The sequence below is a fragment of the Actinoplanes sp. CA-051413 genome (assembly GCF_050955795.1).
GTDB lineage: Bacteria > Actinomycetota > Actinomycetes > Mycobacteriales > Micromonosporaceae > Actinoplanes.
This window is the reverse complement of the sequence record NZ_CP192100.1, coordinates 4,379,561-4,400,617: the sequence shown is the minus strand read 5'-3', so window position 1 is coordinate 4,400,617 and position 21,057 is coordinate 4,379,561. Positions and strand designations below refer to the sequence as shown.

Here is a 21,057-nt window from a genome sequence, read left to right as displayed (position 1 = left end):
CCAGCTCGACTGGTCTGCCGCCGGCTGCTTGCCGGTACGCGGTCTGCAGATCGTCTAGCAGGATCCGCCAGGACACACCGTCGACGACGAGGTGATGCACGACGAGCAGTAGCCGCGGTGCGCGGCCGTGGCCGTTCGATCCGTTCTGGTGCTCGGGCGAGGTGGATGTGTCCGGGCCGAACGTGAACACCACGGCGCGCAGCATCGGGCCGTTGGCGATGCCGAGGCCGCGCTGGGCGTCGAGCGCGTGGCGGTCCACCGCCGCCGGTAGTTCCTCGGCGCTGAGCTCGGACAGGTCATGCACGTCCAGGGGCACACCGGTCTCCTCGGCCGGCTGCTGGGACCAGCCCTCGGGCCCGTGGTGCAGCCGCATCCGCAGCGCCTCGTGGTGGGTGACCACCGCGTGCAGCGCCACCGCCAAGGCGGCCCGGTCGACGTCGGCAGGCAGGTCCATCAGCATCGACATGGCGAAGTGGCTGCGGTGGACCGGCTCGTGGTCGAGGAACCAGTGCTGGATCGGGGTCAGCGGCGCCGGCCCGGCGACGACAGGTGCCGCCTCGGGTGCCGTCGCGGTGCCGGCCACCAGCGCCAGCTCGGCGATGTTCTGGTGCAGGAAGATGTCCTTGGAGCTGACCCGCAGCCCGGCCTGCCGGGCGCGGGACACCACCTGGATGCTCAGGATCGAGTCGCCGCCGAGGGTGAAGAAGTTGTCCGTGACACCGACACGGTCCGCGCCCAGCACCCCGGCCCAGATCTCGGCGAGCTGCCGCTCGATCTCGGAGCGCGGGGCGACGTACTCGCGGTCGTCACCGGCCGGCAGGGCCGGGGCCGGCAGCGCCCGCCGGTCGACCTTGCCGCTCGCGGTGACCGGCAAGCGGTCCAGCAGCACGAACACCGAGGGGACCAGGTAGTCGGGCAGCGACTGCTTGAGCCAGGAGCGCAGCACGGTGCTGCCCGGGTCCCGGCCGTCGTCGGTGACCAGGTACGCGACCAGCCGCTGGTGACCAGCCGGGTCCGCATGGGCGACCACCACCGCCTCGGTGATGCCGGGCCGGGCCAGCAGCGCCGCCTCGACCTCGCCCGGCTCCACCCGGAAGCCGCGGATCTTGACCTGGTCGTCGGCCCGGCCGAGGAACTCCACCGTCCCGTCGGCCGTCCACCGGGCGCGGTCACCGGTGCGGTACATCCGCTCCCCCGCCGGTCCGTACGGGTCGGCGAGGAACTGTCCCGCTGTCCGGCCCGGCCGGTGCAGGTAGCCGCGGGCCACCTGGGCACCGGCGAGGTACAGCTCACCGGGTACGCCGGCCGGCACCGGGGACAGCCGCTCATCGAGCACGTACGCACGCATGTTGGGCAGCGGTCGGCCCAGGACCGGCTGTGCCGACCCGGTGACCGGCGCGGCGAGAGCGTCCACTGTGCACTCTGTGGGGCCGTACATGTTGTAGGCGGCGACGTCGGGCGTTCGGCTCAGGTCCTGCCAGAGTCCGTCGCCGAGGGCCTCGCCGCCGAGCAGCAGGATGCCCGGCCGGTGCCGGTCGGTGCTCAGCAGGCCGGCGGCGAGCAGGTGCCGGGCGTACGACGGGGTGACGTCGACCAGGTCGATCCGGTGATCGGCGACGTAACCGGCGAAGGCGTCCGAGTCGAGCCGGACGGCGTCCTCGATGACGTGCACCTCGTGGCCGCCCGCGAGCAGCAGCAGTTCCTCCAGTGAAGCGTCGAAGGTGAAGGAAGCCGCGAGTGCCGCCCGCAGCGGCCGATCCCCGTGCCGCTGCGCGAAGTCGGCGAGGAACCCGGCGCGGTGGTGGGCGAGCAGGTTGGTCAGTTGCCGGTGCTCCACCGCCACACCCTTGGGTCGGCCTGAGGAGCCTGAGGTGTAGATGACGTACGCGGTGTTAACCGGGAGTGGCGGCACCAGCGTTGCGGTCACATCGTCCACCTTGGACGGGTTCAGTACGGCAAGACCGGCCGGTAGACCGGCGAGGTCCGGCGCGGCCAGCACCAGGACCGGTTCCGCGTCGCTCAGCACGGCCGCGGTCCGGGCGGTCGGCTGCTCCGGATCGATCGGCAAGTAGGCGGCGCCCGCCCGCAACACGGCGAGCACAGCCACGACCAGCTCAGCGCTGCGCGGCAAGGCCACCGCCACGATCGTCTCCGGACCGCAACCGCGGCTCAGGAGCACGTGCGCCAGCCGGTTCGCCCGCGCGTCGAGCTCGGCGTAGGTCAGCGACACGGAACCACACACCACGGCGGTCGCCTGCGGAACCCGGGCGGCCTGCGCCGCAACCAGCTCCGGGAACGTCGCGCCCGGCGCGTCCAGCACCGGACCCCCCTGGTACTCCAGGATCTCCTGCCGTTCGCCGTCAGCGAGCAGTGCCATCTCGCCGAGCGGCCGGGCCGGGTCGTCGGCCAGCGCCGCCAGCAGCACGACCAGATGCCCGGCCATCCGCGCAATCGTGGCGGCGTCGAACAGGTCGGTGTTGTACTCGATGGCGCCGGCCAGCACCCCGTCGCGTTCCTCGAACTCGATGGCCAGGTCGTGGCTCGCCGTGACCACGGGTGGTGGCAGCTCCGCGACAGTCAGCCCGGGCAGCGCGGGCGGGTCGCCGGGCAGGTTCTGCAGCACGATCAGCACGTCGAACAGCGGGTTGCGGCTGGTGTCACGAACCGGGCTCAGCTCGTCGACGAGCCGTTCGAACGGCACGTCCTGGTGGGCGAAGGCGCCGCGTACGGTCTCCCGCGCCTGGGCCAGCAGCTCGGTGAACGGCTGCCGCGCGTCTAGCCGCGAGCGCAGCACGACGGTGTTGACGAAGAAGCCGACGATCCGGTCGAGGTTGGGATGTTCACGCCCGGAGGTGACGGTGCCGAGGGCGATGTCGTCCTGCCCGGACCAGCGGCTCAGCAGGAGTTGGCAGGCCGCGACCAGGGTGGTGAAGAGGGTGCAGTCGTGGGCTCGGCCGAGGCGGTGCAGCTGGCCGGCAAGCTCAGGCGGGACGGTGAAGGTGTGCATGGCGCCGGCCGAGGTGCGGACTGCCGGGCGGGGGCGGTCGGTGGGTAGCTCCAGCGGGGCGACGCCGGCGAGTTGGTCGCGCCAGTAGTCGAGCTGGGTCTCGGCGGTACGGCCGGCGAGCTGGGCGCGTTGCCAGACGGCGAAGTCGGCGTACTGGAGGGTGAGGGCGGGGAGAGTGGCCTGTTCGCCTTGGAGGGCGGCTGCGTACAGCTCGGTGAGCTCGTCGGTGAGGATGCCGCCCGACCAGCCGTCGGTGATGATGTGGTGCAGGGTCAGAAGGAGGACGTGGTCGTCGAGGGCGGTGCGTACCAGGAGGGTCCGCAGGAGCGGGCCGGTGCGCAGGTCGAAGGGGCGGCTCGCTTCGGCGGCCAAAAGCTCGTGCAGCGCGGTCTCGTTCGGCTTGCTGAGGACACGTAGCTCGGGCGACACCTCATAGGGTTCTCCGATCACCTGCACCCCGCGGCCGTCGACGGTGTCGAAGGTCGTGCGCAGAGACTCGTGCCGGGCCACCAGTGCGGTCAGCGCCGCGCTCAGGGCGTCGGTGTTGAGGGATCCGGTCAGGCGCAGCGTCAGCGGCGACACATACTCCGTGCCGCCGGGAGCGAACTGGTCCAGGAACCACAGCCGCTGCTGGGCGAACGAGAGTGGCAGCGGGCCGCGCCGGTCCACCCGGGAGATGGTCCTGGTGTTCTCGGTACCGGTGCCCGCGCCGCCGTCCAGCAGCGCGGCGAGGCCGGCCAGCGTCGGTGCGGCGAACACGGCGCGTGGGGACACCCGGACACCGGAAGTCTCCCGCAGCCGCGAGGTGACCCGCATGCTGAGGATCGAGTCACCGCCGAGCTCGAAGAACGAGTCCGTGGCGCCGGCCCGCTCGACCCCGAGGACCTCGCACCAGACCCGGGCCACGAGCCGCTCCGCCGGGGTGCGAGGCGGGACGTGCTCGTTGCGCGTACCGGTGCCGAAGTCGGGCTCGGGCAGTGACCGGCGGTCGAGCTTGCCGCTGCTGGTCATCGGCAGTCTCGCGACGCCGATGAATGCCGCTGGGATCAGGTAGTCGGGCAGGGTGCGGCTCAGGCGCGAGCGGATCTCGTCGGCCGCCGGGAGCTGCGTCGTCTGGATCTGCAGGGCCGGGGCGGCAACCAGGTAGGCGACGAGGCGCCGCGTACCGGTCGCGGACTCGTGGGCGACGACCGCAGCCGCAGCGATCGCCGGATCCGCGAGCAGAGCCGCCTCGATCTCACCCGGTTCGATCCGGAAGCCGCGAATCTTGATCTGCTCGTCGGCACGCCCGAGATACTCCAGCAGCCCAGCACCGGTCCAGCGAACCAGGTCGCCGGTCCGATACATCCGGGCACCAGCAGTACCGAACGGATCAGCGACGAACCGCTGGGCAGTCAGCCCGGGCCGATCCAGGTAGCCGCGAGCGACCTGATCACCGGCGATGTACAGCTCACCGGTGACCCCCGGCGGCACCGGCCGCAGGCCGCGGTCAAGAACGTACGCACGCTGGTTGCGCCCGGGCCGGCCGATGACAGGCCGGTCGGCGTCGCTGACCCGGCAGGACACCGAGTCGACGGCACACTCCGTGGGCCCGTAGTAGTTGTAGCCGGTGACGTGACTGGCCGCGAGGGCACGCCAGAGGTCCGGCTCGGTCGCCTCGCCGCCGACCATGACCACTCGCGGGAACGGCCGGGCGTCGTCGAGCAGCCCGGCCGGGACCAGCTGCCGCGCGTACGACGGGGTGAGGTCGAGCAGGTCGACGCGGTGCTCGGCGATGTAGCCGACGAGCGCGTCCGGGTCCAGCCGGGTGTCGTCGTCGATGACGTGCAGCTGGTGGCCGGCGGCCAGGAACAGCAGTCCCTCCCACGACGTGTCGAAGGAGAACGCCGCCGTCAGCGCCACGGTCAGCGGCCGCCCGGCGGCCTGGCTCTCCGGCTCGATCAGCTCGGTGAGGTGGTCGTAGTACAGGGTGGTGAGCTGCCGGTGCTCGACCAGCACACCTTTAGGTCGACCTGTTGAGCCTGAGGTAAAGATGAGGTAGGCGGAGTTCTCCTGATGTAGCGAACCTGTCCTGTAGTTGTCGCTCGGGCAGGTCTCGGGGCAGCCGGCGAGCTTGCGAGCGGTGGCCCGGGTGTCGAGCCTGAGCACGGGCAGGTCTGCGGCGAGCTGTCCGTCCGCGCACAGCACGACGGTGGCGCGGGCGTCACGGCACAGCAGATCAACCCGTTCGGCCGGCAGCGTGGGATCGACGGGCAGGTAGACACCGCCGGCCTTGAGCACAGCGAGGATCGCCACGACGCTGTCGGCGCCGCGCGGCAGCGCGACGGCGACGACGCGCTCCGGGCCCACTCCGGCCCGGATCAGCAGGTGGGCAAGCCGGTTGGCCCGGGCGTCGAGCTCGGCGAAGGTCAGCCGGGTGGTCCGGAACACCAGGGCGGTGGCGTCCGGGGTACGGTGGGCCTGCTCGGCGAAGACGGCCGGGAAGGTCGTGTCCGGTACGGCAAGACCGGTAGCGTTCCACTCGGTCAGCACCCGCCGCCGCTCGTCAGCCGTCACCCACTCCAACGTGGACACCGGCTGCCGCGGATCGGCCGCGAACGCCCCGAGCAACAGTCGCAGCCGTTCGGCAAGACCTTGCGCGGTTGCGGCGTCGAACAGCCGCGGGTCGTACGCCAGCTCCAGCCGCAACCCGTCAGCCAGGTACGCACTCAGCGCCAGCGGGAAGTTCGTGGTGTCACCGGCCCGCACCTCGCGCAGCCGCAGCTCCCCGGCGGCGACACTGGCCTCGTCGTACGGGTAGTTCTCGAACACCACGACGCTGTCGAACAGGTTGGTACCTGCCGGCACCTCGCTCCAGGCGCGCAGTTGCGACAGGGCGGCCCAGTCGAAGCGGCGGGCCTCGCTCTGCGCCTGTTGCAGGCTGCGCAGCCACTCCCCCACCGGCTCGCCATCCGGTACGGAGACCCGGGTCGGCACGGTGTTGATGAACATGCCGATCATCGACTCGACGTCCGGCAGCTCAGCCGGACGTCCGGAGACAGTGGTGCCGAACACGACGTCGTTCTCGCCGCTGCACCGCGACAGCAGCAACGCCCAGGCGCCCTGCACGACGGTGTTGACGGTCAGCCCGTACTGCTGCGCGGCTTGCCGCAACGCGGCGGACTCCGGCTCGGGCAGCCGCAGCCGGACGGTCTCGGCGGATTCGGTGCGGTGCGCCTCGACCGGCTGGCGGTCGTAGGGCAGCGGGGTCGGCGCGCTCAGCCCGGCGAGGACTCCACGCCAGTACTGCTCGGCCTGATCGGTGTCCTGGCCGGCAAGCCAGGCGAGGTAGTCGCGGAACGGACGGCGGTGTACCGGGCGGGGTGCCCGGTCACGGACGATGGCCGCGTACTGCTCAGCGACCTCGGTGAAGACCTGCCCGACACTCCAGCCGTCGAGCAGCACGTGGTGCGAGGTCCACACGACGAGGACCTCGTCGTCGGCGGTGCGGGCGATGGCGAGCCGCATCAGTGGGGCGGCCGTCAGCTCCACTCCGGCGGCCAGGTCCTCGGCCAGCAGGCTGCGCAGGGCGTCGGCGCGGGCGGCGTCGTCCAGGGCCCGCCAGTCGTGGTGGGTCACGGGCAGGGTGACCTCCCGGTGCACCACCTGCACCGGCTGGTCGACCCCTTCCCAGACCACAGCGGTACGCAGGGCCGGCGTCCGGTCGACGACACGCTGCCAGGCGGCGGCCAGCGCGGCGGGGTCCGTGACCCCACCGAGCCGCAGCTGGGTCCGGTCGGCGTACACGCCGGAGTCCTCGTCGACCAGGCTGTGGAAGACCATGCCGGCCTGCAGCGGGGTCAGCGGGTAGACGTCCTCGACGTTGCGGCCGTCGCCGGCGACCCGGTCCACGCCGGCCTGGTCCAGGCGGGCCAGCGGGAAGTCGGCGGGCGAGCGGCCGCCGGCCCGGGGGTCGGCGCAGTGCGCGACGATCTCGCGCAACGCGTCCAGCATGGCCTCAGCGAGCCGCCGTACGGTGTGCTCGTCGTGGACGTCAGCGCTGTAGAGCCAGCTCAGCCGTAGCTCCCCGTCCTCGACCAGCCCGGCGATGTCCAGCAGGTACGCCGGCGCCTGCCCGGGGTCCAGCTCGGGTCCGACGCCGTCGTGCCGGGCCCGGACCAGTCCGGTGGCCTGGGCGGCGTCCCACCGGCCGTGGTAGTTGAAGCAAACCTGAGGTAGCGCACCTCCCCCTGATGCGGTGGCCGTGGGCGACAAGTAGCGCAGGGCCTCGTAGCTGAGCCCCCGGTGCGGCACCGCGCGCAGCTGTTCCTTGACGGCGAGCAGCGTCCGGCCCCAGTCCGGCGCCGCGGGCAAATCCAGCGTCACCGGGAACTGGGTGGTGAACCAGCCGACGGTCCGCGACAGATCGACGCCGTCGAGCAGTTCCTCGCGGCCGTGGCCCTCGCAGGCGACTGCGACCCGGTCCCGGCCGGTCCAGTCGGCCAGCACCCGGCCCAGGGCGCTGAGCAGCACGTCGTTGACCTGGGTGCGGTAGACCGGCGGCACCCGGTGCAGCAGCGCGTCGGTGTCGTCGCGGCCCAGCCGGACGGTCACCGCCCGCGTCGAGTGCCCCGTGGGCGCGCCGTCGTGATCCCTGGGCAGCGCCACGACATCGCCGGTGCCCGCCCAGTACGCCCGCGCGTCGTCGAGGCCACCGGCCGTGACGTGCGCGGCCAGCTGGTGTGCCCACTGGGTGAACGGAGTCGTCACGGGCGGCAACGCCACCGGCTGCGCCCCGGCCAGCTGCCGGTACGCCGTTTCCAGATCCTCCAGCACGATCCGCCACGAGACCCCGTCCATGACCAGGTGGTGAGCGACCAGCAGCAGCCGCGGCGGCCGACCGGCGCCAGATCGCGCCAGCACCGCGCCGAACATCCGCCCGGTCTGCAGGTCCAGTGCGGCGCGCAGCTCGGCGGCGGCCTCTTCCAGGGCGGCGGCGTCGGGCAGATCGCGCACGGCCAGCGCCACGGGGACAACGACAGGTTGCTGAACCGTACCTTCGGCTCCGATGGTGAAGGTGAGCCGGAGACCGTCGTGGTGACGCACGACCGCGTCCAGCGCCCGGCCCAGCATCTCCTCGTCCACGTCGGCGGCCAAGTCGAGCAGCATGGACATGGTGAAGTGCCGCAGCGGCCCGTACGTGTCGAAGAACCAGTGCTGAATCGGCGCGAGCGGGGCCGGGCCGGCAATGACCGGTGCCGCCTCGCTCACCTCGGCGGCGCCCGTCACGAGGGCCAGCTCGGCGATGCTCTGGTGCAGGAAGATGTCACGCGAGGTCAGCCGCAGACCGGCCTGCCGGGCCCGGGACACCACCTGGATGCTCAGGATCGAGTCCCCGCCCAGGGTGAAGAAGTTGTCCGTCACCCCGACCCGCTCGGCGCCCAGCACGCCGGCCCAGATCTCGGTGAGCTGCCGTTCCGTGGCAGTGCGGGGAGCCACGTAGCCGGCCTGGTCGGTGGCCGGCCCGCTCGGGGCAGGCAGGGCGCGGCGGTCCAGCTTGCCGGTGTGCGTAGTGGGCAGCCGGTCCAGCACCACGTACGCCGTGGGCACCATGTAGTCGGGCAGCTGACGGCGGAGCTCGGTTCGCAGAGCGGCGCTGTCCGGCGCGTCCTGCGGGTTCGCGGGCACGACGTAGGCCACCAGCCGGCGATGTCCCGCGTCGTCGTCGCGGGCGATGACGACCGCCTCTGCGACACCCGGGACGGCATGCAACACGGCTTCGATCTCGCCCGGCTCGATCCGATAGCCACGCACCTTCACCTGTTCGTCGGCGCGCCCGAGATAGTCGAGCTGCCCGTCAGCGGTCCACCGCACCCGGTCACCGGTGCGATACATCCGCCCGCCACCGGCGCCGAACGGATCGGCCAGGAAGCGCTCGGCGGTGAGCCCCGGGCGATTCAGGTAGCCACGAGCCACCTGCTCCCCGGCGAGATACAGCTCCCCCGCGACGCCGATCGGCACCGGCCGTAGCGAGGCGTCCAGCACGTACGCCCGCACATTACGCAGCGGTCGCCCGACCACCGGACGTGTCCCGGCCCCGACCTCACAAGACAGCGCGTCCACGGTGCACTCGGTCGGCCCGTAGAAGTTGTACGCCGTCGTGCCGGGCACCGCACCCAGCTCCCGCCACAGCGACTCGCTCAGCGCCTCGCCGCCCAGCATGAGCACGGCCGGCCGGTGTACGTCGTCGGCAAGCAGTCCGGCGGGCAGCAGCTGCTGCAGGTACGAGGGCGTCAGGTCGAGGAAGTCGATGCGGTGCGCGCGGATGTAGTCCACGAGTGCGCGCGGGTCGAGCCGGGTCTGTTCGTCGATGACGTGCAGCTCGTGCCCGTCCGCCATGAGCAGCGGACCTTCCCATGAAGTGTCGAACGAGAACGCCGCGGTCAGGGCGGCCCGCAGTCGTCCGCCCGCGGCAGCTGTCAGCCCCTGGCGGTGATGGTGGAACAAGTTGACGAGCTGCCGGTGCTCGACCGTGACACCCTTCGGCCGCCCGGTCGAGCCGGAGGTGTAGATGACATAGGCGGCGTGCCGCGGACCCGCGCGGCCGAGCAGCTCGGCGTCAGCGAGGCGACTGTCGGCGAATCCGTCGAGTTCCGCCCGGACGGCCGGGTCATCCAGCGCCAGTCCAGCCGTCCCAGCCGGCAGCGGACTGCTTCCTGCCGTCAGGGTCAGCACCGGAGCCGCATCCTCCAGCACGAAGGCGATCCGGTCCGGCGGCAGATCCGGGTCGACGGGCAGGTACACGCCACCCGCCTTCAGCACGGCCAGCAACGCCACAATCATCTCGGCCGTACGGGGCAGAGCCAGCGCGACCACCCGTTCCGGCCCGGCACCGCGCCGCACGAGCAGCCGGGCGAGCCGGTTCGCCCGCGCGTCCAGCTCCCGGTACGTCAGCGTGGTGTCCCGGCACACCAGGGCGGTGGCGTCCGGGGTGAGGCTCACCTGAGCCTCGAACAGTTCACCGAAGGTGCCGGCCGGGAAGTCGGCGTCGGTGGCGTTCCACTGCCGCAGCACCTGATCGCGTTCGCCGGCACTGAGCAGCTCCAGCTCAGCCAATCGCCGCCCAGGTGCCGTGGTGACCGCGTCGAGCAGCCCCAGTAGATGCCGGGTCATCCGCTCGACAGTCGCGGCGTCGAACAGGTCGGTGTTGTACTCCACGAAACCGGACAGGGCGCCGGACCGCCGCTCGAACTCCATCGACAGGTCCACAGTGGCCGCTCGCCGCGACAGCTCGATCTCCTCGACGCGCAGGCCACTCAGACGCGGGGCAGCGCGGCGCTCGTCGTGCAGCAGCACCATGACGTCGAACAGCGGGTTGCGGCTGGGATCGCGGGCCGCGCCGGCCGCCTCCACAAGTCGTTCGAACGCCACGTCGTCATGGGCGAACGCGTCCAGCGCAGTACCACGCACCTCGGCCAGCAGGTCGGCAAAGCTCCCGCGCTCGTCGACCTGGGAACGCAGCACCACCGTGTTGACGAAGAAGCCCACGAGCCGTTCGAGTTCTGGCCGGTTGCGCCCGGAGACGACCGTGCCCACCGCGACATCGTCCTGCCCGGAGTAGCGGGAGAAGAGCAGGGTGCAGGCCGCGGTCAGGGCAGTGAACAGAGTGGTGTCATGAGCGCGGGCCAGCTCGGCCAGCCGGTCGGCGACAGCAGCGGGCACGGTGAACCGGTGCACCGCGCCGTGCGACGTGCGCACCGCGGGACGCGGCCGATCGGTGGGCAACTCCAGCGGTTGCAGTCCGGCGAGCCGACCGGCCCAGTAGTCGGCGTGCGTGCGAGCCTCGTCGCCGGTGGCGCGGCGGCGCTGCCAGACGGCGAAGTCCGCGTACCGCAGGGCAGGCTCGGGCAGCTCACTTGAAGTGCCGAGGTGAGCGGCCTCGTACAGGGCGGCGAGGTCCTCGGTCAGCACGCCCATCGACCAGCCGTCGGTGACGATGTGGTGGGCGGCGAGCAGCAGCACGTGCTCCTGCTCCCCCAGGCGGAACACCGTGACCCGGAACAGCGGGCCGGTCCGCAGGTCGAACGGCACCGAGTACGACTCGTAGAGCACCTGTTCCAGGTCGGCTCCGGAGGTTGACTCGACCAGCGGGACGTAGAGGTCCGGCACAGGGTGCACAACCTGAACCGCCGCACCGTCGATGTCGTCGAAGGTGGTCCGCAGCGACTCGTGCCGGGTGGCCAGCGCCCGTACCGCCGTGGTCAGCGCCGGCAGGTCGAGCGGACCGCTGAGGCGCATCGCAAACGCGCTGTTGTATTCGGCCTCGCCGGGCTGGAAGCGGTCCAGGAACCAGAGCCGCTGCTGCGAGAACGAGAGCGGCAGCGGCTCGTCCCGCGGGGCGGGCGGGATCGGGTCGGCGACCGTGGTGGCGGGCGCCGATCCGGCCAGTCGCTGGCGGAGGAGCTGTTGCAGGTGCGCGGGCAGGGCGGCCGTACGGCTCTGCTGCGGGGACGGCAAGAGGTGCTCCTTCATCGGGGTTCGTCGGTGCCGGCGCCGGACGCGAGGCTCTCCAGCTCGAGGAGGATCCGGTCCTCCACGAGCTCGGCCAGGGCGGCCACGGTGCGGGCGCTGAGGATGTCGCGAGGGCTCAGGGGCAGCCCGAAAGCGGTGCCGGTGCGGGAGGCGACGAGCATGCCGCGGATCGAGTCGCCGCCCAGGTCGAAGAAGCTGTCGTGCACGCCGACCCGGTCGGTGCCGAGCACCTCGGACCAGATGCCGGCGATGACACCCTCGGCGTCGGTCCGGGGAGCCACGGGCTCGGCGGCGGTCGTGTCGGATCGGTCCGGGGTGGGCAGCGCCGCGCGGTCGAGCTTGCCGTTGGGACTCAACGGAAGCCGGTCCAGGACGACGAAGGCCGACGGAATCATGTGCTGCGGCAGGTCGGCGGCGAGCCGGTCGCGCAGATCGGCCGGTTCCGGCCCGGGACCGGACCAGGGTACGACGTACGCGATCAAGCGGTCGTCGCGGACCAGGACCACCGCCTGGGTCACGCCGGGCAGCCGGCGCAGCGCGGCCTCGATCTCACCCGGCTCGATCCGGAAGCCGCGGAGCTTGACCTGGTCGTCGGTGCGGCCGAGGAAGCCCAGCGTGCCGTCCGGATGCCAGCGGGCCAGGTCGCCGGTGCGGTACATCCGGCTGCCGGGGCCGCCGTGGGGGTCGGCGACGAAACGCTGTGCGGTCAGCCCGGGCCGGTTCAGGTAGCCCCGAGCCAGCTGCACCCCGGCGAGGTACAGCTCACCGGGCACGCCCGGTGGCACGGGTCGCAGGTCGCGGTCGAGGACGTAGGTGCGGGTGTTCCACACCGGCCGCCCGATCGGCACTGCCGCGGCCCGGGACAGCGGTGGACACGGAAAATACGTGACGTCGACGGACGCCTCCGTGGGGCCGTACAGGTTGTGCAGGCCGACCGGCAGCAGCGCATGGAAAGCGGCGGCGACATCGGCCGGCAGGGCCTCGCCGCTGCAGATCACCCGGCGCAATCCGGTGCAGCCCGCGGCGGCGGGCTCGGCCACAAAGGCCCGCAGCATAGAGGGTACGAAGTGGACGGTCGTCACCCGCGCCTCTTGGATGAGGTCGGCGAGGTAGGCCGGATCCTTGTGCCCCTCCGGCCTGGCCACGACCAGGTGCGCGCCGACGATCAGCGGCCAGAAGAACTCCCAGACCGACACGTCGAAACTGGCCGGCGTCTTTTGCAGGACCACGTCGTCGGGACCGAGGCCGTACTCGTGTTGCATCCACAGCAACCGGTTGACGATGCCCTCGTGCGGCACGGCCACACCCTTGGGTCGCCCAGTTGAGCCGGAGGTGAAGATGACGTAGGCCGGGCCGGCCGGAGTGAGCGTCGCAAGCCGGTCGGCGTCGCCCGGGGTGTGCTCCGGACCGGAGGCGTCGCCGACGTCCTGCCGGCGGTCGAGCACCAGCACCGGACGGGCGTCGTCAAGCATCATGGCGATCCGGGCGGCGGGCAGCTCCGGATCGACCGGCAGGTACGCGGCCCCGGACTTGAGCACTGCCACCAGAGCCACGACCAGCTCCAGCGAGCGGGGCAACGCCACCGCCACGCACCGCTCCGGCCCCGCACCGGAGGCGATCAGCCGGTGCGCGAGCCGGTTGGACCAGCGGTCGAGGTCGGCGTACGACAGCGTCTCTCCGCCGAAGGTGACCGCCGGCGCCTGCGGGGACCGCGCCGCCTGCGCCGTCAGCAGGTCCGTCAGGGTGACGGCGGGGACCGGATGGGCGGTGTCGTTCCACCGGGTGAGCACCAGGTCCCGTTCCGCGGCGGTCAGCATCGGAAACTGTCCGGCCGGCCGGTGCGGATCCTCGGCGACGGCGACCAGCAGTTCCCGCAGGTGATCCAGCAGTCGCCGCGCGGTGTCCTCGTCGAAGCACGCCGGGTCGTAGCCGAGCGCCAGCGACAGCCGCGGTCCGGGATAGGCGAGCAGGCTGAGCGGGAAGCTGGTGGTCTCGACCGCGTCCAGGTCCCGCAGCCGCAGCCCGTGGGCCCGCGCGGCGTCGTCATCGATCGGGTAGTTCTCGAACACCACGATGCTGTCGAACAGTCCGGTACCGGCGGGCACGTCGCTGAGCGCTCGTAGCCGGGCGAGTGGAAGGTGCTCGAACTGCCGCGCCTCGATCTGCGCGGTCTGCAACGACTGCAGCCACGGCAGGGTGCCGGCGTTCGGGTCGACATCGACCCGAACCGGCAAGGTGTTGATGAACAGCCCGGTGATGGCGTCGGCGCCACGCAGGCCGGCCGGGCGGCCGGACACCGTCGCGCCGAAGCAGACGTCACGCTGTCCGCTGTGACGGGACAGCAGCATCGCCCAGGCGCCTTGGATCAGCGTGTTGAGGGTCAACCGGTTACTGCGGGCCACGTCGTGCAGCCGCTGCGACTCCTGCTCGCCGAGCGTGATGGCGTACCGCTGGGCCGAGCGGGCGCCGGTCCCGGGCACCGATTCCCTGTCGTACGGCAGAGGCGTAGGCGCATTTAAGCCCGACAGCACCTGCCTCCAGTGAACCTCCGCCAGATCATCCTGTTGTTCGCCCAGCCAGGCGACGTAGTCGCGGAACGGCCGCCGGACCGGCAGTGCGGCCGCGACGCCTCGCCGGAGTGCGGCGTGACAGGCGAAGACGTCTGACAGCACCTGGAAGATGCTCCAGCCGTCCAGCAGCAGGTGGTGGAAGGTCCAGACCACCCGCACCTCGGTCGCGGAGAGCCGGGCCAGCACGAGCCGCAGCAACGGCGCCCGGGCCAGGTCGAGGCCCTCGGCGCGGTCCTGGTCGAGGAGTGAACGCAGGTGCTCGTGGCGGTCCGTTTCGCCGTACCCGGTCCAGTCGAGATGGGTGACCGGGACGCGTACGCCGCGGTGCACGATCTGCACCGGCTCGCCGAGCCCGTCCCACACCACCGCGGTGCGCAGCACCGGGGTGCGGTCCACCACCTGCTGCCAGGCCTGAGCAAGCAGCCCGGGATCCTCGACGCCGTCGAGCACGAAGGTGGTCTGCTGGAAGTAGACGCCGTGCGCGCCCGGCTCCAGGCCGTGGAACGCCATGCCGGCCTGCATCGCGGTCAGCGGGTAGATGTCCTCGACGTCCGTGCCGGGCCCGGCCAGGCGGTCCACCGCGGCCTGGTCGAGGCGGGCAAGCGGAAAGTCCGACGGGGTACGCCCGCCGGCGCCAGCTTCGGCGCAGTGGTCGACAATTGCGCGCAGAGCGGCGCACATCCGATCGGCCAACGCGGCGACAGTCCGCGGCTCGTGCCGGTTGCGCCCGTACGACCAGGTCAGCTCGAGGCAGCCGGCGGTGACCCGGCCGACGACCTCCAGCAGGTGTGGCCGGGCGGCGGTCGGGTCGTCGTCCAGATCGAGCGCAGCGGCCACGCCCCGGACCAGGCCGTCGGCACCCGCCGGGAAGTCGAGCTGGCCAAGATAGTTGAAGCTGATCTGCGGCGCCGGGCCGTGGAGTCGCTCGTCGCGGGCGAGGTAGCGCAGCGCCCCGAAGCCGATGCCCCGCCGGGGGACCGCCCGAAGTTGTTCTTTGACCGCCTTCAGTGCGCCGCCCCAGCCGTCCCCGACCGGCACCTCGAGGGCGACGGGGTAGACGGTGGTGAACCAGCCGACGGTCCGGGAGAGATCGACGCCGTGGATGATCTCCTCGCGCCCATGGCCCTCCAGATCCACGACCACCCGCGGTCGGCCGGTCCACTCGGTAAGCGTGGCGCCGAACGCGGTCAGCAGCACGTCGTTGACCTGCGTCCGGTACGCCGCCGGCACGTCCTGCAGCAGGGCCGTGGTTTCGGCCTGGTCGAGCCGCACGGTCACCGACCGGGTGTCCGCGACGGTGTCCGGCCCGCTGCGCTCCACTGGCAAGGCCGGGTCACAAGCCCCGACAGCCGCCCAGTGCTCCCGCTCCCCGGCGAAGCCACCGTTGGCGGTGTACTCCGTCAGGCGGTTGGCCCACTCCAGCACCGAGGTGGTGCGCTCGGTCAGCCGCACCGGCTCCCCTGCTGTCGCCTGCCGGTACGCCTGCCCCAAGTCTTCGGCCAGCACCCGCCACGACACGGCGTCCACGACAAGGTGGTGCACCGCGAGCACCAGCACCGGCACGCCGGCGTCGACCAGCGTGGCCCGCAGCAGCGGTCCGCTCTCCAGGTCGATCGCCCCATGAGCCTGCTGTGCCTCGCCCAGCAGCGCCTCAGGCGTCGCTGCGGAGGACAACCGCCGCCTGATCAGGCTCACCTCAACTGGAGGTCCGATCTCCACCCGGTGACCGACCCCGGTCGCCGGGAATCGCGCCCGCAGCGCATCGTGCTGGGCGAGCAAGGCGGTCAGCGCGGTCCGCAGCACTCGCTCGTCCACGTCGGGCGTCAACTCGAGGGCGAGCCACTGGTCGAAGCGGTTCGCGCCGGTGCCCCGGGTCTCCAGGAGCCAGCGCTGGATCGGGGTGAGCGGGGCACTGCCGGTGACCGGCCCGCTGTCACCGGTGGCTGGGCCGGCCACCGTAACGACCGAGGCCAGCGCCGCGATGTTCGGGTGCCGGAACAGCTCGCGGGAGGTCAGCTGAAGTCCGGCTGCACGGGCCCGGGACACCACTTGGATGCTCAGGATGGAGTCGCCGCCGAGAGCAAAGAAGTCGTCCTCGACACCGACACGGGGGACGCCCAGCACGTCGGACCAGATGCTTGCGAGGGTCCGCTCGGTGTCGGTGCGAGGTGCCACGTACCGGTCCGGGGCGGCGGTGAGGTCCGGGGCGGGAAGGGCGCGGCGGTCGAGTTTGCCGTTCGGGTCGACCGGGAGCGCGTCCAGGAAGACGAATGCGGCGGGGACCATGTGGTCGGGCAGCTCGGCTGCGAGCGCGGTCCGCAGCGGTGCCGGGTCGGGCTGTCCGCCGGCATGGGGCACCACGTAGGCGACCAGGCGGCGGGTGCCGGGCGGGTCTTCGCGGACTACGACGGCTGCGCGATCGACGGCGGGCTGACGGGTCAGGGCGGCGGCGACCTCGCCGAGTTCGATACGGAACCCACGGATCTTCACCTGATCGTCGGCGCGGCCGAGGAACTCCAGCTCGCCGCTGGTGCCCCACCGCACGATGTCACCGGTGCGGTACATCCGGGCGCCGGGCCCGCCACGCCCGCCAGGCACGCCATGTGCGCCGCCGGCGCCGGACAGATCTGACCCGCCAGAGGCGTAGGCCGCGCCGGGCACGCCGGCTACATCGGAATCACCGGATGGGGTCGACGCGTCCAATGCGCCGTTCGCGGGGGACGCACCGCCGGGGTCTGACGCGCGGGACCGGTCGGATGCGGCGAACGGATCCGCGACGAAGCGTTGCGCGGTCAGACCCGGCCGGTGCAGGTAGCCGCGGGCCAGGCCGGTACCCGCGATGTACAGCTCGCCGGGCACGCCATCCGGTACCGGCTGCAACGCGCCGTCCAGCACATACACCCGGGTGTTGGCGATGGGCCGGCCGATCGGTGGCACCCGGCCCGGCACCAGCGGCCCGCTCCAGGTAGCCACAACCGTGGACTCCGTCGGGCCATACGAGTTGATCATGCGGCGGCCCGGCGCCCAGCGTGCGACGAGGTCTGCGCCGCATGCGTCACCGCCCACGATGACGCATCGGAAATCGGGCAGACACGCGTCGTCCGGCACGGTCGCCAGGGCCGCCGGCGGGATCAACGCGTGGGTGACCCGCGACTCGGCCAGCACCTCCGCCAGCCGGTCACCGAGCAGCGGACCTTCCGGAGGAACCACCAAGGCCGCGCCGGCCGGTAGAGCCATGCACAGCTCCAGCACGGAGGCGTCGAAGCTGGGCGACGCGAACTGCAGGACGCGATCGCCCGGGCGTACCTGATAGTGCTCGATCTCCGCGGCCGAGAAGCTCGCCAGCCCCGCATGCGGAACCACGACGCCTTTCGGCCGGCCTGTGGAACCGGAGGTGAAGATGACGTAGGCAGGGTGAGCCGCAAGCAGCGGACCTGAACGTTCGGATTCGGCGAGGTCGTCGCCCGGCAGCTCGGCGACGGCCGCCACGACCGCCGGGTCGTCCAGGACGAGCGTGGCCCCGCCAGGCACGGACAGATCCGGGGCGAGGGCGGTCAGCGTCAGCACCAGCACCGGAGCCGCGTCGTCCAGCATCATCGCGATGCGCGACGCCGGATAGGCCGGGTCGACCGGCAGGAACGCGGCACCGGCCTGAGCAACCGCCAGCTGGGCGACCACGATGTCCACCGACCGTGGCAGTGCCAGGGCGACCACTCGTTCCGGACCTGCGCCGCGCTGGATCAGCAGCCGGGCGAGCCGGTTGACCTGAGCCCGAAGCTGGGCGTAGGTGACCGGACCGTGCCGGTCGAGCAGCGCGGGCAGGTCCGGAGTGCGGGCTGCCTGACGGATGAAGAGCTGTGCCAGAGTGGCCGGCTCGGTGGCTCGGGCCGTGTCATTGCGGGAGACCAGCACTTCATGTCGTTCGGCGGCGGAGATCAGGTCGACGGATCCCAGCGGCGCGGCCGGTTCGGTGGTGACCGCGTCGAGGAGCCGGACGAGGTGATCCGTGAGTCGCCGGATGCGGTCCACCGTGAAGAGGTCGGCGTCGTACTCGACTGCCAGGCCGAGGGTGTCGCCGCGCGGGACGAACTCGAAGACCAGGTCGAACCGGGCGGCCGGGCGAGGCAGGTCGTACTCGTCGAACCGCAGCCCGCCGGCCTCGCGAGCCCGCAGCAGCTCCTGCTGCAGCACGACGACGGCCCGCACCAGCGGGACACCGCCCGGCCGGAGTTCCTCAACGAGCCGGTCGAACGGCAGGTCATGGGTGAACGCGTCGAGCACCGTCTCCCGCACATCGGCCACCCGCTCGGCGAAGCTCTGCCGCCGATCGACCGTCCCGCGCAATACCAGCGTGTTGACCAGGAAGCCGACCAGCCGTTCGAGGTCGGGATGGTCACGCCCGGAGGCAACCGTGCCGAGCACGATGTCTCGCTGGTCGCTGTATCGGGCGAGCAGTACCTGTACCGCGGCCACGAGTGTCATGTAGACGGTCGCGCCATGCCGACGGCCCAACCGGTCCAGGCGACGGACCAGCGCGGCCGGCAGGAGCGTTCGGTGCAGGCCACCCGGCCGGGCAGCATCGGCGGATCCGGGCGCGTCGGTGGGCAGCTGCAGCGGCTCGATCCCGGCCAGCCACTCACGCCAGTACGCCAGGCGGTCCTCGACTACTGCCCCGGTGACCCGGCCGCGCTCCCAGGCCGAGAAGTCGGCGTACTGCACCGCCGGCGTGGGCAGCTGGGCCGGAACCCCGCGGACGCCGGCGTCGTAGAGCTCCGCAAGCTCATCGGTGAGCACCCGCACCGACGAGCCGTCGGTGACGATGTGGTGCTGGGCAAGCAGGAGCACGTGCTCGTCCGGCCCGCAGGCGGCCAGAGTGGCTCGTGTCAGCGGCCCGGCTCCCAGGTCGAACGGACGCCGCAGTTCCTCAGCGAGCAGCTCGTCCAGCGCACCGACGCCGATCTCGACCACGCGCAGGAGCAGCTCACTGCGTTCGGCGACGACCTGCACCGGCTCCCCGCCTACGACGGTGAAGGTGGTCCGCAAGGACTCGTGCCGCTCCACCAGCGCAGCCAGGGCAGCGCGCAGGGCACCGAGGTCGAGCGGCCCGCGCAACCGCAGCCCCACGCCCGTGTGGTACTCGCCCGACCCGGCGTCGAGCTGCTCGTGTGCCCAGAGCCGCCGCTGGTACGTCGACAGCGGCACCGGCCCGGACCTGTCCACCCTCGTGATGACCTGAGCCACCTCAGGCGCACCTGAAGTGACGGCGGCCGCGGTGGCAGCGATGGTACGGGCGTCGAACGCAGTCCGGGCCGGCAGCCGCACACCCAGCGTCTCCCGCAGCCGCGACAACGCCCGCACAGCCAGGATGGAGTCGCCACCCAGCGCAAAGAAGTCGTCGTGCCGTCCCACGTGCGGCAAGCCGAGGACGTCGGCCCAGATGGCGGCGACCGCCCGCTCGGCGTCGGTGCGAGGCGGCTCATGCGCCAAGCTCTCGAACTGTGGCGCGGGCAGCGCCCGATGGTCCAGCTTCCCGTTACTGCTGACCGGCAGAGCGGCGAGCGTGACAAAGGCGGCGGGCACCATGTGCGCCGGCAACGCCGCTGCCACGTGCTCACGCAACTCCGCCTGGTCGACTCCCCCGGGGTTGGCGGGCACCACGTACGCGACCAGCTGCTTGACGCCCGGCCGGTCCTCGCGGGCGACAACCGCCGCACGCCCGACGGATCCATGCCGTCCCAGCACCGCCGCGATCTCTCCCGGCTCGATCCGGAAGCCCCGGATCTTCACCTGGTCGTCGGCCCGGCCGAGGAACTCCAGCTGCCCGTCCGCCGCCCGGCGAACCAGGTCCCCCGTGCGGTACATGCGCGCACCCGGGACACCGAACGGATCGGCCACGAATCGCTGGGCAGTCAGGCCGGGACGGTGCAGGTAACCGCGAGCCAGCCCCGGCCCGGCTACGTACAGCTCACCGGCCACCCCGGCCGGCACCGGACGCAGCCGCGCATCCAGGACGTACGTGGCCGTGTTGGGCAGCGGCCGGCCGATAGGCGGAGTGCCGCCCGGAGTCAGCGCGTCGGTCCAGGTCGCCACGACGGTGACCTCGGTCGGACCGTACGCGTTGATCATCCGGCGGCCTTCGGCCCACCGCTCGACCAGCTCGGCACCGCACGCCTCACCGCCGACCAGCAGCGTGCCCAGCTCCGGCATCTCGGTGCCCGCGGGCACGGTGGCCAGAGCCGCCGGCGGGATCAGCGCGTGCGTCACCCGCTGCCCGGCCAGCACCTCGGCGAGCGGCTCACCCACGGTGGCGCCCGGCGGAGGTACGACCAGAGCCGCGCCGGACGGCAGGGCCAGCCCCAGCTCCAGAATGGACGCGTCGAAGCTGGGCGACGAGAACTGCAGCACCCGGTCACCGGGCCCAGCACCGAGATGCTCCGCCTCGGCCAGCACGAAGTCCACGAACGCGGCGTGGGTGACGACCACACCCTTGGGTACGCCGGTGGATCCTGAGGTGAAGATGACGTACGCGGGGTGCTCTGGCGTCAGCGGCGCACCCCGGTCGGCGTCAGTAACCGCCGTGCCGGGCAGAGCGGCCAACTCCGCCCGGACGCCAGGATCGTCGAGCACGACCGGACCCGCGGAAGGGCTGCCGACGCCGGAACCCGACGCTCCAACACCAGTCAGAGCAGCCGAAACATCGTTACGCGTAACAGTGACAACCGGCCGAGCATCACCCAGCATGAAAGCGATCCGCTGCGCCGGATACGCCGGATCAACCGGCAGAAACGCCGCCCCAGCCTTCGCCACAGCCAGCTGAGCCACCACGATGTCCACCGACCGCGGCAGCACCAACGCCACCACAGTCTCCGGCCCAGCCCCTCGAGCGATCAACAACCGCGCCAACCGGTTGGCCCGAGCATCAAGCTCGGCATAGCTCAGAACCACACCTTCCGAGAGCACAGCAGGCAT

Annotated in this window: 2 protein-coding genes (1 of these 2 running past the window's edge); both read right to left on the bottom strand. The window is 71.9% G+C overall.

Features of this window, described 5'->3' with window-relative positions; genetic code table 11:
* On the bottom strand, positions 1–11,518 hold the 5' portion of the coding sequence (locus ACQP2Y_RS20380; RefSeq protein ID WP_433730545.1) for a non-ribosomal peptide synthase/polyketide synthase. 8,495 nt of this gene lie to the left of the window's left edge; the window shows 11,518 of its 20,013 coding nt (coding positions 1–11,518); it begins with the start codon at positions 11,516–11,518; its stop codon lies beyond the left edge, outside the window.
* On the bottom strand, positions 11,515–21,057 hold the full coding sequence (locus ACQP2Y_RS20375; RefSeq protein WP_433732007.1) for an amino acid adenylation domain-containing protein: 9,543 nt from the start codon (positions 21,055–21,057) through the stop codon (positions 11,515–11,517). Before ACQP2Y_RS20375 ends, ACQP2Y_RS20380 begins: the two co-directional genes overlap by 4 nt.

Excerpts from the sequence above, each read along its gene's own strand:
- ACQP2Y_RS20375 (WP_433732007.1), bottom strand. The coding sequence starts at position 21,057 with ATGCCTGCTGTGCTCTCGGAAGGTGTGGTTCTGAGCTATGCCGAGCTT.